Raw genomic sequence first — 14291 nt, forward strand, 5'->3', positions numbered from 1 at the left:
CTTTGCCGGGCCACAGGTGGCGCCCCCTTGAGGGGGTGGCGCCGAAGGCGCCTCAGGGGGGAGCCAGATAGATGCGTTTACTTTTAGTGGAAGACGACGTGATGGTGGCCAGCGGCATCAAGCTGGGGCTCACTGATGCCGGTTACGCGGTGGACTGGGTCGGCAGCGCCGAGCGTGCCGAGGAAGTCCTCCAGGCGGAAACCTTTGACGCCGCCATCATCGACATCGGCCTGCCGCGCATCGACGGGCTGGAACTGACCCGGCGCCTGAGGCGCGGCGGCCTGGCCATGCCGGTGCTGATTCTGACCGCGCGCGATGCCCTGCAGGACCGCGTCCAGGGCCTGGACCTGGGCGCCGACGACTACATGGTCAAGCCCTTCGAGCTGCCCGAACTGCTGGCTCGCCTGCGCGCGCTGCTGCGGCGTTCGCAGGCGGCCACCAGCGCCACCCTGAGCTTCGGCGCGCTCGAACTCGACACCGCCAGGCGCGAGGCCCGCGCCAACGGCCAGCTGATAGAACTCGGCCCGCGCGAGTGGACGGTCATGGAATACCTGCTGATCAACGCTCCCAAACCCGCCAGCAAGGACAAGCTGCTGCAAGCCATGACAGGCTGGGACAAGGAAATCACGCCCAACGCCATCGAGGTCTATATCTCGCGCCTGCGCGGCAAGCTGGAGCCGCACGGTATCGCCGTGCGCTCCATTCGCGGTTTTGGCTACCGCCTGGAACTGGTGGATGCCTCATCCGGCATGCCTTCCGGCGCGGGCGCCGAATAAGCGGCGCGGGCATGGACTCCCCCGGCCAATCCTGGGCCGCCGGCCTGAAAAGCCGGCTCCGCGGCCTGGCCCTGCGCACCGGCAACAGCCGCCTCGTGCCCGCGGCCATGAAGTCGGGCCTGCAGCGCCGCCTGCTGCTGCTGCTGCTGGTGCCGCTCGGCATTTTTGCGCTGGTGAGCATTTATTTTGACTACCGAACCGCCGGCAACGTCGCGCTGCAAAAAGACCAGCAGCTGCTGCGGCTGATTCCCCTGCTGGCCGATTCCGTGGTGGCGCCCGGCCCCGCGCACGGCAAGGCGCCGGTGCTGCTGCTGGCGCCCGAGGTGGAGGATTTCCTCAAGGGCCGCACCCGCTCCGCCGGCTTTCGTATTTCGGGCGCGGAGGGGCAATTCCTGGCCGGCGAGATCTGGATCCCCGAACTCCTGCCGGCCACGCACGAGCCCGAGTTCCACAGCATCGAATTCAACGGCGTGATCTACCGCATCGCGGCCCAGCGCATCAAGACCGCCGCGGGCGAACTCATCGTCGAGCTGGCCGACGGCTCGGACCCGCGCCAGCAGTGGGTGCGTTCCGTGCTGCTCAAGGTGCTGCTGCCCAACATCATCCTGGTGCTGGCGGCCGGCTTTGCGGTCAACTGGGCCGTCACGCGGGCGCTCAAGCCGCTGATCGAATTGAAAGACGCGGTGGAGCGCCGCAGCCCGCGCGACTTGAGTGCCATCGACCCGCTCACCACACCCGCCGAGGTGCAACCGCTGGTCAGCGCGCTGAACCGCCTGTTCGGCCTGGTGAACGACCAGGCCGAAGGGCAGCGCCGTTTCGTCGCCGACGCCGCACACCAGCTGCGCACGCCGCTGGCCGGGCTGCAGGCCCAGGTCGAGGCCTGGGCGCAAGCGGCGAAGGTGGCGAAGGTGGCGCAGGCCGGCGGTTCGGACGGCGCCCTCACGCTGCCCGCCGACAAAATCATCAAGCTGCGCAACGCGACGCGGCGCACCTCCCAGCTGGCCAACCAGCTGCTGGCGCTGTCGCGCGCCGACGCCTCGGCCGCCGCCGCCCAGCCCATGCAGCGGGTGGACCTGAAGGACTTGTGTGAATCCATCCTGCCCCTGCACCTGGACGCCGCCTCCCGCAAGGGCATAGACCTGGGGCTGGAAACCCAGCCCGCCCAGGCCACCGGCTATGAATGGCTGCTGCGCGAACTGTTAAGCAACCTGGTGGACAACGCCGTGAAGTACACGCCGGCCGGCGGCACGGTGACCATACGGTGCGGCCCCAGCCCGCATGGCGGCGGCGAGCCCGGGCACAATCCATCGGGCGTGTTCCTGGAGGTCGAAGACGACGGCCCGGGCATCGCGCCGCATGAACGCGCCAAGGCCTTGCAGCGCTTTTACCGGGTCCAGGGCACGGTGGGCGAGGGCAACGGCCTGGGCCTGGCCATCGCCAGCGAAATTGCCCGCGTCCACCATTCGCAACTGGAACTGGACGACGCCGTTACAGATACCCTTGGCCCGCGCGGATTGCGGGTCCGCCTGAGTTTGTAGTTCCCCGGCCACAGTGAGCGCTCGCTGTTACGAAACAGAACGTTGTAGCTTCGCCTCACGTGAAAAAACCCGGGCATCGCAAGCCCTGATCTGTCACTTCCCTGTGCGAGAATCAATTGCAACGATTCCCGGTTTTTTGAAACATTCTCCATTCCATCGCCTATGTCCGACTTAGCGTCTGAATCCGAATTGAGCCCGCAGGCCACGCCAGCATCCGCCGAGCCTGCGGTGCGCAAGCGCCCCAAGCCGGGCGAGCGCAGGGTCCAGATCCTGCAGGCGCTGGCGACCATGCTGGAGCAGCCGGGCGCAGAACGTATCACCACCTCGGCGCTGGCCGCCAGGCTGGACGTGAGCGAAGCCGCGCTGTACCGCCATTTCGCCAGCAAGGCCCAGATGTTCGAAGGCCTGATCGAGTTCATCGAGCAAAGCGTCTTCACCCTGATCAACCAGATCGGCGAACGCGAACCCGACCACGCCGCCCGCACCCGCAAGCTGGTCGTCATGATCCTGCAATTCGCCGAAAAGAACCCCGGCATGACCCGCGTCATGGTCGGCGATGCGCTGGTGTTTGAAAACGACAGGCTGCAGGAACGCATGAACCAGTTCTTCGACAAGCTGGAATCCAGCCTCAAACAAAGCCTGCGCGACGCAGCGACAGCCAGCGGCGCCGCCACCCCCACGGTAGACGCCCAGGTCCGCGCCTCCGTCATCGTCGCCTTTATGGTCGGCCGCCTGCAGCGCTTCGCTCGCTCAGGCTTTAAACGCCTGCCCTCAGAGCACCTCGAAGCCAGCCTCGCAACGATACTGGCCTAAGGGCACGGATTCTTATCTAGCGGGGGCCGGGATCCGGCTTTGCCGGTCCCAAGGCGCCTGTCCCCTGCAAGGGGAGGGGGCGCTACACGAAGTGAGCGCCAGCAGGGGTGAGCCAGTTCACCAATTCCACAAGGTGCCGTCGTGCTGCAAGCGGTTCACCGGCAAGTAAGCACGCTGGTACGGGTATTTGGCGGCCAGCTTCTCGTCGATCTCCACGCCGTGGCCCGGTGTTTCGCCGCAGTGCATAAAGCCCTTCTCAAAGCGGTAGGCGTGCGGGAAGACTTCGTCGGTCTGCTCCGTGTGGCGCATGTATTCCTGCACGCCGAAGTTGGGCACCCAGGTGTCGAAGTGCAGCGCCGCGCCCATGCACACCGGTGAAAGGTCGGTCGCGCCGTGGCAACCGGTGCGCACCTGGTGCATGGAGGCGAAGTCGGCAATCCGCCGCAGGTGGGTGATGCCGCCGGCATGCACGACGGTCGCGCGTATGTAGTCGATCAGCTGGTTCTGGATCAGGTCCTTGCAGTCCCAGATGGTGTTGAAGATTTCGCCCACGGCCAGCGGCGTGGTGGTGTGCTGGCGGATCAGGCGGAAAGCCTCCTGGTTTTCGGCCGGCGTCGCGTCTTCCAGCCAGAACAGGTGAAACGGCTCCAGCGATTTGCCCAGCCGGCCCGCCTCGATGGGCGTCAGGCGGTGGTGCGCGTCGTGCAGCAAGTGGGTGTCCGGGCCCACGGCCTGGCGCACCGCGTCAAACAGCTTGGGCGTGTGCAGCAGGTATTTTTCGCTGCTCCAGTCGTGCTCGCCCGGCAGGTTGCCGTCGGCCGGCTCGTAAAACATGCTGCCCTTGCCCACGCCGTAGACCTTTTCCAGGCCCGGTACGCCGCTTTGCGCGCGTATCGCCTGGTAGCCCATTTCCTTGTAGCGCAGCACCTCGTCCACCGTGTGGGCGATGTCGCTGCCGTTGGCATGGCCGTAGACCATCACGCTGTTGCGGCTGCGGCCGCCCAGCATCTGGTACAGCGGCAGGCCTGCCGCCTTGGCCTTGATGTCCCAGAGGGCGGTGTCCACCGCGGCGATCGCGCTCATGGTCACCGGGCCGCGCCGCCAGTAGGCGCCCTTGTAAAGGTATTGCCAGATGTCCTCGATCTGGTGCGCGTCGCGGCCTATCAGGCAGGGGATGACGTGCTCGGTCAGGTAACTCACGACGGACAGCTCGCGCCCGTTGAGCGTGGCGTCGCCGATGCCGGTCAGGCCCTCGTCGGTTTCAATCTTGAGGGTGACGAAGTTGCGGCCGGGGCTGCAGACGATGACGCGGGCGTTGGTGATTTTCATGAAAAGTCAGGGGTAATCAGTGGGGATAAAAGAATGAAAGGCGGGCAAGGCGGGGCGGCTCAGCCGTTCCATCCCAGGTGGCCGAGGAAGTCGCGGGTGCGCGCCACCGTGGGGTTCTCGAAGATCTGCGCGGGCGGTCCTTCTTCCAGGATGGCGCCGTTTTCAAACACCACCACCCAGTTCGCCACGCGCTGCGCAAAACTCATTTCGTGCGTGACGACGATCATGGTCATGCCTTCCTGGGCCAGCTTTTTCATCACGTTGAGCACTTCGCCCACGGTTTCCGGGTCCAGCGCGGAGGTCGGCTCGTCGAACAGCATCACCTCCGGCTCCATCGCCAGCGCGCGGGCAATCGCCACGCGCTGCTGCTGGCCGCCCGAGAGGTTGGCCGGGAAGTTGCCGGCCTTGGATTCCAGCCCCACCTTCTCCAGCAACACCATGGCGCGTTTGCGCGCGTCGGCTTCGCTCATGCCCAGCACGGTGATGGGGCCCATGGCCACGTTGTCCAGCGCCGTCTTGTGCGGGAACAGCTCAAAGCTCTGGAACACCATGCCCATGCGCTGGCGCACCTTGCGCACCTCGGTTTCGCGCGTGGGCAGCGGAATGCCGTCGAGCAGCACGCGCCCGCCGTTGAGGGTTTCCAGCGCGTTGGTGCAACGCAGCAGCGTCGACTTGCCCGAGCCCGAGGGGCCGATCAGGCACATGACTTCGCCCTTGTTGACCTGCAGCGAGACGCCGTTGAGCGCCACGAAGTCGCCGTACATCTTCTTCACGTTTTCGTAGACCAGCACGGGCGGCTGGTCGGCGCCCTTGCGGGGCGCTGTTGCTGCTATGCCTTGTTGGGTAGCTGATGTCATTCCTTGACTCCGTATTTTTTGTGGATCCAGTCCACGAGTTTTGCCTGCGGGTAGCCCATGAGCCAGTACAGCGCGGCCATGGCGGTCAGCATCTCCAGCACCCGGAAGGTCTGGGCGCGTATCTGCATCGAGGTGTAGGCCAGCTCGCTGACCGCGATCACCGACACCAGCGAGGTGTCCTTGAACAGCGAAATCCAGGTGCTGGCCAGCACCGGCAGGATGCGCCGCGCCGCCTGCGGGATCACCACCTTGAACATGGCCTGGCGGCGTGACATGCCCATGGCCAGGGCCGCTTCCATCTGCCCCTTGCGGATGGAGTTGATGCCGGCGCGGAAGGTCTCGGCGTTGTAGGCCGAGACGTTGAGCACCAGCGCCACCAGCGCCGTCGTGAGCGCGGAGAACTGCACGTCAAAGGCGATGGGCATCACGTAGAAGGCCCAGTAGATCACCAGGATCAGCGGCAGGTTGCGGAAAAATTCCACGAAGGCCAGCGAGGCCGAACTCAGCAGCTTGTTGGACGACAGGCGCATCAGCGCCAGCAGGATGCCGCCCGGCACGGCCAGCAGCATGGTCAGCACCGTCAGGCCCACGGTCATGAGCGCGCCGTCCCACAGCGCGCCACGGTGCGTCCAGATGACGTTCCAGTCGAAATTCATGAGCGCCCCAGGTGTGCGAGTTTTTGGTACATGCGGTCGACGATGCGGGTGACCGGGAACAGCACCAGGAAATACAGCACCATGACGGCCGTGAACACCTCCACCGGCCGGTAGCTCTGGCCGGCCACGGTTTCGGCGCGGTGCATCAGTTCGGGCACGGCGATCACGGTGGCGATGGCCGTGTCCTTGATGGCCATGGTCAGCACCGAGCCGAAAGCCGGCAGCATGCGGATGGTGGCTTGCGGCAGGATGATCTTGCGCAAAATCTGCGCGCGCGACATGCCCAGCGCCAGCCCGGCGCGCGTCTGCCCGGGCCGTATCGATTCAATGCCGGCGCGGATGATCTCGGACGCATAGGCCGCGATGTGCAGCGTCAGCCCCACCAGCGCGGCCCAGAAGGGCGGAAAGGTCACGCCGGCCAGCAGCGGGAAGGCGAAGTAAATCCACACCAGCACCACCAGGATGGGGATGGCGCGCATGGTGTCGACGTAAAACACCAGCAGCGTGCTGAGCCAGCGCGGGCCGTACAGGCGCAGCAGCGCGATCACCAGCCCCGCCAGGATGCTGGTCACCGCGCTGATCACGCTGAGCAGGACGGTGACGCCGAGGCCGCTGGCGAAGAAACGCCAGTTCTCGATGATCGGTGAAAAATCCACGTCCATGGGAAGGTCCGTCCGGGGTTGAATGAAAGAGAAAGGAGAAGGCGAAGGGAAGAGGGCGGCCCGCCGCCTGAGGCGGCGGGCCGCGGGCCCGCTTTACTTCAGGTTCTGCGTCATGCGCACTTCTTCAGCCTGTAACTGGGGCTGCATGCGTTTTTCGACTTCACGCAGCCAGTCCAGGTAGACCTGCTCGTTCTTGTTCACGCCCATGCCGGTCTTGATCTCGAAGATCTTGCTGTCCTGGCAGTTGTTTTCTTTCGGGAAAACCGCCAGGCCCTTGACCTTTTTGTTGATGTTGGGCCAGAGCATGCGGTTCAGCGGCGCGACGTCCGAGCGGCCGGCCAGCACCTCTTCAATCGGCGCGACCGAGCCGGAATTGGTCACGCCGCGCAGCTTGGCCTTGGAGAACTGCTCGCGCACCAGCGGCTCCTCGCCGGCGCCCGAGAAGTAGGCCATGGTGATCTCCGGCTTGTTGAAATCTTCCAGCGTCTTGGCGTTGGTGAACTTCGGGTTGTCGGCGCGGCCGAACATGCACACGCCGGTGCTGGAGAAGGTCACGAAGTCGATGATCTTGGCGCGCTCGGCGTTCTGGTTCAACGGGCCGATCATGATGTCCATCTGGTTGGCGATCAGCGCCGGCACCTTGGTTTCATGGCTGACCGGGACCGGCACCATCTTCACGCCCAGCAGTTTGGCGAACTCCTTGCCCAGCAGCCACGAAGGGCCGGACCAGGCCTCGCCCTCGCCGGTGGTGTTCTGCGCCAGCCAGGGCGGGTTGTTGACCACGCCCACGCGCAACACGCCGGCCTTGCGGATGGCGTCGATGCGCGGGCTGGCGCCGGGCGCGGGGGGGGTCTGGGCAAAGGCGGCGGCCGATACGCCGGCGGCAACGGCGGCCAGCGCGAGATGCCTGCACAGGCGAAGGGAGGAGGTGAAGCGGTTCATGGTTTGTCTCTTTCTGTTGGAGGAATGGAGGGCGGCACCGTTCGCGGCGCCGCGGTTGTCTCAACCGGCGCTTACTTGAGGTTCTCGACCACGCGCTTTTCTTCGGCGGCGAGTTTGGGTTCCAGCGTTTTTTCCACCGCGCGCAGCCAGTCGAGGTAGACCTGCTGGTTCTTGTCGACGGCCAGGCCCACGGGCGAGGCTTTTTCCTTGCTGCCCTGGCAGTTGTTCTCTTGCGGAAACACCGTCAGGCCCTTGACCTTCTGGTTCAGGTTGACCCAGGGCACACGGTTGATGGGCGCCGCGTCGGCGCGCTTGGCCATGATTTCTTCCACGGGTGCGGTGGCACCCGAGCTGGCGACGGCACGGAATTTCGCTTTGGGAAAACGTTCCTTGACCCAGTTCTCTTCGGCCCCGCCGGTGAAGTAGGCAATCGTGATGTCGGGGCTGTTGAGGTCGTCCACCGACTTGACCTTGGCCAGCTTGTCATTGCCCGCGCGGCCGAACATGCAGACGCTGGTGGTCGAATAGATCACGAAGTCCACCACCTTGAGCCGTTCCGGCGTTTCGCCCAGCGGGCTGATGGTCATGTCGACCTGGTTGGCGGCCAGCACCGGCACCTTGGTCTCATGCGATACCGCCACCGGCACCAGCTTGACGTTCAGGAGGCGCGCATATTCATTGGCCAGCGTCCAGGCCGGGCCACTCCAGGCCACGCCGCTGCCGGTCGTGTTCTCGAGCAGCCACGGGGAGTTTTGCAGAACCGCCACGCGCAGCTCGCCGGATTTTTTGATCGCGTCGATGCGCGGGCTGGTGCCGGGCGCCGGCACCGCCTGCGCGAACAGCGCGGCGCTCGCCAGGCCCATCGCCAGGCCGGCCAGGGTGGATTTGAGTTTCAGTTTGGGCACGTTCATCTTGTCTCTCTTTCTGTGTTGTTGGGGGGAAGAACTGTCGGGGCTAAAAGCGGGAGAGCCGCGTCATCTCCAGGCCTGCGCGAACTCGCTGATGACTCGCTCGAGATGGGCGCGCATGGCGGTGCGCGCTGCGATCGGGTCGCGCGCCAGCAAGGCCTTGAAGATGCGCTGGTGGTCGGCGTGCGAAGCCAGGCGTAGCTCCTGCGTGTGGAAGTGGTGTTCGATCTTGGTCCAGACAGGGCCCTTGGCCTGCGCCCACATGGCGCTCACCATCTGCAGCAGCACGCTGTTGCCGGTGGATTCGGCGATGCGCAGGTGAAAGAGCTGGTCCGCCGCCTCGTTCTCTTCCTTGTTGTCGATGTGCTCGCGCATGTCGCTCAGGGCGGTGAAGATGCGGTCCAGATCGGCGTCCTTGCGGGTTTCTGCCGCGACCGAGGCGATTTCCGACTCGATCAGGCAACGCGCGCGCAGCAATTCAAAAGGGCCGGGGCCGGTTTCCGACACGAAAGGGGAGGCGGCCGCGTTGGCGCGCACCTGCGTCACGTAAATGCCCGAGCCGCCGCGCACTTCGACCACGCCCTGCAACTCCAGCGCGATCATGGCTTCGCGCACCGAGGTGCGGCTCACGTCAAAGCGTTCGGCCAGCGCGCGTTCCGACGGAAGCCGCTCGCCGAGCTTGAACTCGCCCTGGGCGATCAGCGCCAGCAGCTGGGTGGCCAGGCGCTGGTAGGAGCGGTCGGACAGCGCCCGGGGCGTTGCCGCTGTGTCGTCGGGGGCGGCCGGCTGGATGAGTTGGAGTGCCATGGGATGTTCCGGTTGGATCCAAAAGTGGTTGGACCAATTATGGGTTTCTGGGGTAAAAAAGACCAATAGTGGTTTACCACTATGGATAAGTGGTCAGTCCAATCGTCCAATGAAGTCCTTTCATTGGCAGGCCCCACGCATGCGCGCACTCTCCCAAACCGTCCTGGATGAGCGGACGCTTCCGCCCTCCCTGCGTCTTCCCGATTACCCCCGAAGCGCCCTGGCGCCCGGCGTGGTCCACCTGGGCCTGGGCGCGTTTCACCGCGCCCACCAGGCCGCGGTGTTTGATGCCCTGCTGCAAGGCGGCGACACGCGCTGGGGCGTGCTGGGCGTGGCCATGCGCAGTACCGAACTGGCTGACGCGCTGGCCCGCCAGGACGGGCTTTACACCCTGCAGGTCGCCAATGCCGAAGGGCGGCGCTGGCAGGTGGTCGGCTCTGTGCTGGACACCTGCGTCGCGGCGCGCGAGCCGGAACGGGTGACCGCCGCCATTGCCGCGCCCGCGACCCGCTGGGTCACGCTCACGGTGACCGAAAAAGCCTACGGCCCCGCGCTCGCGGCGCAACTGGTGGCGGGCCTGTCCGCGCGCCATGCGGCCGGGCTGGGCGGCCTGACCATTGCCTCCTGCGACAACCTCAGCGGCAACGGCGGCAAGCTGCGCCAGCTGTGCCTGGACGCCGCCGCCGCGCAAGACACCGTGCTGGCGCAATGGATAGAAAGCAGCTGCGCCTTCCCTAACAGCATGGTGGACCGCATCGTTCCCGCGGCCACCGCCCAGCACCGCGCCGACGCCGCCCGCATGACCGGCCTGGAGGATGCCTGCGCGCTGGGTACCGAAGCCTTCTGGGAGTGGGTGATAGAGCGCCACTTCGTGGACCCGGCCGACGGCGCCGCGCTGGCGGCCATGGGCGTGCAGGTGGTGGAAGACGTCAGGCCTTTTGAAGAGGCCAAGCTGCGCATGCTCAACGGCAGCCACACCGCCATAGCCCTGATGGGCGCCGTCATGGGCCTGCCCACGGTGGCCGACTGCGTGGCGAATGCCGACATCCGCTGGTTCGTGCATCACCTGATGACCGACATCGTCATGCCGCAGCTGCAGCGGCCCGGCCTGCCGGCCTACCGCGATGCCTTGCTCGCGCGTTTCGCCAACCCGGACCTGCACCACAAGGTGCACCAGATCGCCACGGACAGTTCGCTGAAGATTCCCCTGCGCTGGCTGCCCACGCTGCACACCCGGCTGGCGGCCGGCGCCGACGTCGAGCCGCTGGCCTTCGCGGCCGCCGTCTGGATGCGCTACCTGCTGGCCGAAGACGACCAGGGCCAGCCCTATGCGATTTCAGACCCTGCCGGCGAGCGCCTCCAGGCCATCGCGAAGCAGCACCGCGGCGACGCGCCCGGCACGGTGGCGGCATTGCTGCAGCAGCCGGCGATCTGGGGCGAGACCTTGCCCGCCGACCCTCGCTGGACCTCGCGCGTGGGCTTCTGGCTGGAACGCATCCAAACCCTGGGCGCCGTCATGGCGCTTGTGCAATTCAAGGCCGGCCGCTCCCCGTATGCCTGACCGCGCCCGCAGTCTCCCTGTCAAGCTCAAACACTGAATACGGAAACACCCAAGCCATGATCCCCAAACATCCCCCCATCCAGGACCAGGTCGCACTTGTCACCGGCGCCAATGCCGGCATGGGCCTGGCGACCGCGCGCGCGCTGCTCGATGCGGGCTACCGCGTCGCAGCCACCGACCTGCGCACTGAAGCCGTGGCCGCCGAACTGGCGCACCACGGCGACCGGCTGGCCTGCTTTGTCATGGACGTGAGCGACTACGCCCAGGTGCAATCGGCGTGCGACGAGATTGAAAAACATTTCGGCCGTATCGACGTCTGCGTCAACAACGCGGGGTATCTGCAGTACGCCAACTGCGAGCAGACCACGCCGGAGCTCTGGCACAAGACGCTGAGGGTCAACCTGGACGGCGTGTTCTACGTCAGCCAGCGCGTGGCGCCGGGCATGAAAGCGCGCGGCTTCGGCCGCATCATCAACATGTCGTCTTACGGCGCAAAAACCGGCGGCCTGTCGCCGCTGCCCGCGTATGCCGCCAGCAAGGGCGGGATCATTTCACTGACTTTCAGCTTTGCCCGCGAATACGCGCCTTTCGGCGTGACTTGCAATGCGCTGGCTCCCACCTTTGTCAAAACCCAGATGCTGACCGAACAGGTCAGCGCGGAGCGGCAGGCCGAACTGCGGCAAAAGATTCCTGTGGGGCGTTTTTGCGAACTCGAAGAGCTGGCGCACAGCGTGCTGTTCCTGGCGCATCCGCTCAGCGGCTTTATCACCGGTGAGGTGCTGGATCTCAACGGCGGCCTGCAGTTCGATTAGAGCGGCTCTAAAAGCCTAGCCCGGCAAGGTGAGGCCGAACTTTCCCGCGGCGCCCACGATTTCTTCCCAGGTGCTTCCATCGATCTCAATGCCGTCGCGTTCGCGTTCCACGCGCGCGCGGCGCTCGGGCTCGCCGGCAATCTGCACGCCGTGGCTGCCGTCGGCCGGTGGGCTTTTGCGCAGCCATTCCACGAAGGCCATCGCATCGGTTTCCATCGCCGACTGCGTGCCGAGTTTGCCCGGGTCTATCAGGATGGTCAGCATGCTGTTGTAGACGGCGCGCACGCTCACCGTCGGGTGGTGCCAGGTGCCGCCACCGGTCAGCGCGCCGCCCAGCAGCTCGCAGGCCACGGCCAGGCCGTAACCCTTGTGTTCGCCGAAGGGCATGAGCGCGCCGAAAAATCCATTGGCCTGCGGCACCACCACCACGCCGGGGTCTGTCGTCGGCTGGCCGTGTTCGTCGATCAGCAGGCCGGGCTGCACGGCCTTGCCCTGGTTGTGCGCCACGCGCATCTTGCCCTGGGCCACGCGGCTGGTCGCAAAATCCAAAACAAAGGGCGGGCTGTCTTTCAGCGGTATGCCTATGCAGCAGGGGTTGGTGCCGTAGCGGCCGTCGGCGCCGCCCCAGGGCGCCACCACGGGCCGCGTCATCACATTGACGAAGTGCAGCGACACCAGGCCTTGCGCCACCGCCATCTCGGCGAAATGGCCTATGCGCCCCAGGTGGTGCGATTCGGCCAGCGCCAGGATGCAACTGCCTTGCTCTTTGGCGCGCGCCATGCCCAGCGCCATCGCCTGCTCGCCGACCACCTGGCCGTAGCCGCGCTGGCCGTTGAGGCTCAGCAGTGCGCCGGCATCGAGCACCGTTTTGACCTGCGCATTCGGCGTGAGGCCGCCTTCCAGCACCGCATCCACATAACGCGGCAGCATGCCCACGCCGTGCGAGTCGTGGCCGCTGAGGTTGGCCATGACCAGGTTGGCGGCGACTTTTTCGGCTTCTTCGGCGGAGCTGCCGGCGGCGGCGAGGATGCGGGCGCAGTGGGCGCGCAAATCTGTAGCGTGAAGGGTTTTTTGCATGGGCCTTGGCTTACATCACCGCGCCGACTTGCCAGGGCACGAACTCGTTCTGGCCATAGCCGTGTTTTTCGCTCTTGCTCGGTTCGCCCGATGCCGTGGCCAGCACCATCTCGAAGATGCGCTGCCCCATCTCCTGCACCGACACGCCGCCGTCGATGATCTCGCCGCAGTTGATGTCCATGTCTTCCTCCTGCCGCTGCCACAGCGCCGAGTTGGTGGCGAGCTTGAGCGAAGGTGAGGGCGCGCAGCCATAGGCCGAGCCGCGGCCGGTGGTGAAGCAGATGATGTTGGCGCCGCCGGCCACCTGGCCCGTGGCGCTGACCGGGTCGTAGCCCGGCGTGTCCATGTAGACAAAACCGTGCGCGCCCACGGGCTCGGCGTATTCGTACACCGCCTCCAGGTTGGAGGTGCCGCCCTTGGCGACCGCGCCCAGCGATTTTTCCAGGATGGTGGTGAGGCCACCGGCCTTGTTGCCCGGCGAGGGGTTGTTGTTCATCTCGCCTTCGTTGATCTCGGTGTAGTGCTCCCACCATTTGATGCGCGAGATCAGCTTTTCGGCGATCTCGGGCCGCACCGCGCGTCGCGTGAGCAAATGCTCGGCGCCGTAGATCTCGGGCGTCTCGCTGAGGATGGCGGTGCCGCCGTGCGCCACCAGCAAATCGACCGCCGCGCCCAGTGCCGGGTTGGCGCTGATGCCCGAATAGCCGTCGGAGCCGCCGCACTGCAGGCCTATGGTGATGTGCGCCGCGCTGCAGGGTTCGCGCTTGACGGCATTGGCTTGCGGCAGCATTTCCTTGATCATCGCGATGCCCTTGGCCACCGTCTTGGCGGTGCCGCCCGTGTCCTGGATGCTGAAGACGCGCAGGGTCTCGCCCTCGCGCAGGCTGCCATGGGCCAGCCAGGTATTGATCTGGTTGGACTCGCAGCCCAAGCCCACCACCAGCACACCGGCGAAATTGGGGTGGGTGGCATAACCCGTCAGCGTGCGCTGCAAAATCTGCAGGCCCAGTCCGTCGGAGTCCATGCCGCAGCCCGTGCCATGCGTGAGCGCCACCACCCCGTCGACGTTGGGGAAGTCTTTCAGCGCGGAAGGGTTGTTCTGCCGCGAAAAATGGTCGGCAATCGCGCGTGCTGCCGTGGCCGAGCAGTTGACGCTGGAGAGGATGCCGATGTAGTTGCGCGTGGCCACACGGCCGTCCGGCCGCTTGATGCCCATGAAGGTCGCCTCGCGTTTGGCGGGCGCCGGTTTCACGTCGGCGCCGAAGGCGTAGTCGCGTGCGAAGTCACCCTTGTCGGGGCCCATGTTGAGGTTGTGCGTGTGCACGTGCTCACCGGGCGCGATGGGCTTGCTCGCAAAACCGATGATCTGGTTGTAGCGCCGCACCGGCTCGCCCTCTGCCAGCGCGCGCGTCGCGATCTTGTGGCCGGCAGGGATCAGGCCGCGCACGGTGATGTCTTCAACCTGGGTGCCGCCCACCAGCTGGGCGCGGGCAATCAGGACGTCATCGGCGGGGTGGAGGCGGATAAAGGGTGTCATGACGTGGGTCTCAGTG

14 protein-coding genes are annotated in these 14291 nt (G+C 65.9%); 5 read left to right on the forward strand and 9 right to left on the reverse strand.

Going from position 1 to position 14291, the window contains the following annotated elements; translation table 11 throughout:
- The first annotated feature begins 71 nt into the window (after positions 1-71).
- From ACLV74_RS02815 to slmA, 3 genes are all read left to right on the forward strand, one after another.
- Positions 72-776 carry a response regulator gene (locus ACLV74_RS02815; RefSeq protein ID WP_411877849.1) on the forward strand — a complete coding sequence of 235 codons (705 nt, stop codon included), beginning with the start codon at positions 72-74 and terminating at the stop codon, positions 774-776.
- A 107-nt stretch (positions 777-883) separates the two neighbouring features.
- Positions 884-2314: an ATP-binding protein gene (locus tag ACLV74_RS02820; RefSeq protein ID WP_411878042.1), complete on the forward strand. Its 1431-nt coding sequence runs from the start codon at positions 884-886 to the stop codon at positions 2312-2314.
- Positions 2315-2476: 162 nt separating this feature from the next.
- Positions 2477-3127 carry a nucleoid occlusion factor SlmA gene (gene slmA, locus ACLV74_RS02825; protein ID WP_411877850.1) on the forward strand — a complete coding sequence of 217 codons (651 nt, stop codon included), beginning with the start codon at positions 2477-2479 and terminating at the stop codon, positions 3125-3127.
- A 117-nt stretch (positions 3128-3244) separates the two neighbouring features.
- Here slmA and manD read toward each other — a convergent pair whose 3' ends face one another.
- From manD to ACLV74_RS02860, 7 genes are all read right to left on the reverse strand, one after another.
- On the reverse strand, positions 3245-4456 hold the full coding sequence (gene manD / locus ACLV74_RS02830; protein ID WP_411877851.1) for a D-mannonate dehydratase ManD: 1212 nt from the start codon (positions 4454-4456) through the stop codon (positions 3245-3247).
- A 59-nt stretch (positions 4457-4515) separates the two neighbouring features.
- Positions 4516-5313, reverse strand: a complete 798-nt coding sequence (locus ACLV74_RS02835) for an amino acid ABC transporter ATP-binding protein (protein ID WP_411877852.1) — start codon at positions 5311-5313, stop codon at positions 4516-4518.
- Complete coding sequence (locus tag ACLV74_RS02840; protein ID WP_411877853.1) at positions 5310-5969, reverse strand: amino acid ABC transporter permease; 660 nt, start codon at positions 5967-5969, stop codon at positions 5310-5312. The genes ACLV74_RS02835 and ACLV74_RS02840 overlap by 4 nt, the downstream gene beginning before the upstream one ends.
- Entirely contained in the window at positions 5966-6631 is a 666-nt protein-coding gene (locus tag ACLV74_RS02845; protein ID WP_411877854.1) for an amino acid ABC transporter permease, read from the reverse strand. The genes ACLV74_RS02840 and ACLV74_RS02845 overlap by 4 nt, the downstream gene beginning before the upstream one ends.
- Positions 6632-6724: 93 nt before the next feature.
- Entirely contained in the window at positions 6725-7573 is an 849-nt protein-coding gene (locus ACLV74_RS02850) for a transporter substrate-binding domain-containing protein (protein WP_411877855.1), read from the reverse strand.
- 71 nt (positions 7574-7644) lie between these two features.
- Complete coding sequence (locus tag ACLV74_RS02855; protein ID WP_411877856.1) at positions 7645-8484, reverse strand: substrate-binding periplasmic protein; 840 nt, start codon at positions 8482-8484, stop codon at positions 7645-7647.
- A 63-nt stretch (positions 8485-8547) separates the two neighbouring features.
- A complete protein-coding gene (locus ACLV74_RS02860) occupies positions 8548-9288 on the reverse strand; it encodes a FadR/GntR family transcriptional regulator (RefSeq protein WP_411877857.1) in 741 nt (246 codons plus the stop codon).
- Between the two features lie 139 nt (positions 9289-9427).
- Between ACLV74_RS02860 and ACLV74_RS02865 the strand changes: the two genes are divergently transcribed.
- The gene (locus ACLV74_RS02865; RefSeq protein ID WP_411877858.1) at positions 9428-10849 is read left to right on the forward strand and encodes a mannitol dehydrogenase family protein; all 1422 of its coding nucleotides are present in this window, start codon (positions 9428-9430) and stop codon (positions 10847-10849) included.
- A 56-nt stretch (positions 10850-10905) separates the two neighbouring features.
- Entirely contained in the window at positions 10906-11661 is a 756-nt protein-coding gene (locus tag ACLV74_RS02870; RefSeq protein WP_411877859.1) for an SDR family NAD(P)-dependent oxidoreductase, read from the forward strand.
- Positions 11662-11676: 15 nt separating this feature from the next.
- Here ACLV74_RS02870 and ACLV74_RS02875 read toward each other — a convergent pair whose 3' ends face one another.
- Both ACLV74_RS02875 and ACLV74_RS02880 read right to left on the reverse strand, forming a co-directional pair.
- Positions 11677-12738 carry a malate/lactate/ureidoglycolate dehydrogenase gene (locus ACLV74_RS02875; RefSeq protein WP_411877860.1) on the reverse strand — a complete coding sequence of 354 codons (1062 nt, stop codon included), beginning with the start codon at positions 12736-12738 and terminating at the stop codon, positions 11677-11679.
- Positions 12739-12748: 10 nt separating this feature from the next.
- A complete protein-coding gene (locus ACLV74_RS02880; RefSeq protein WP_411877861.1) occupies positions 12749-14275 on the reverse strand; it encodes a UxaA family hydrolase in 1527 nt (508 codons plus the stop codon).
- Positions 14276-14291: the final 16 nt, after the last annotated feature.

Source organism: Polaromonas sp. YR568, assembly GCF_943369415.1.
Classification (GTDB): Bacteria; Pseudomonadota; Gammaproteobacteria; order Burkholderiales; family Burkholderiaceae_C; genus Polaromonas.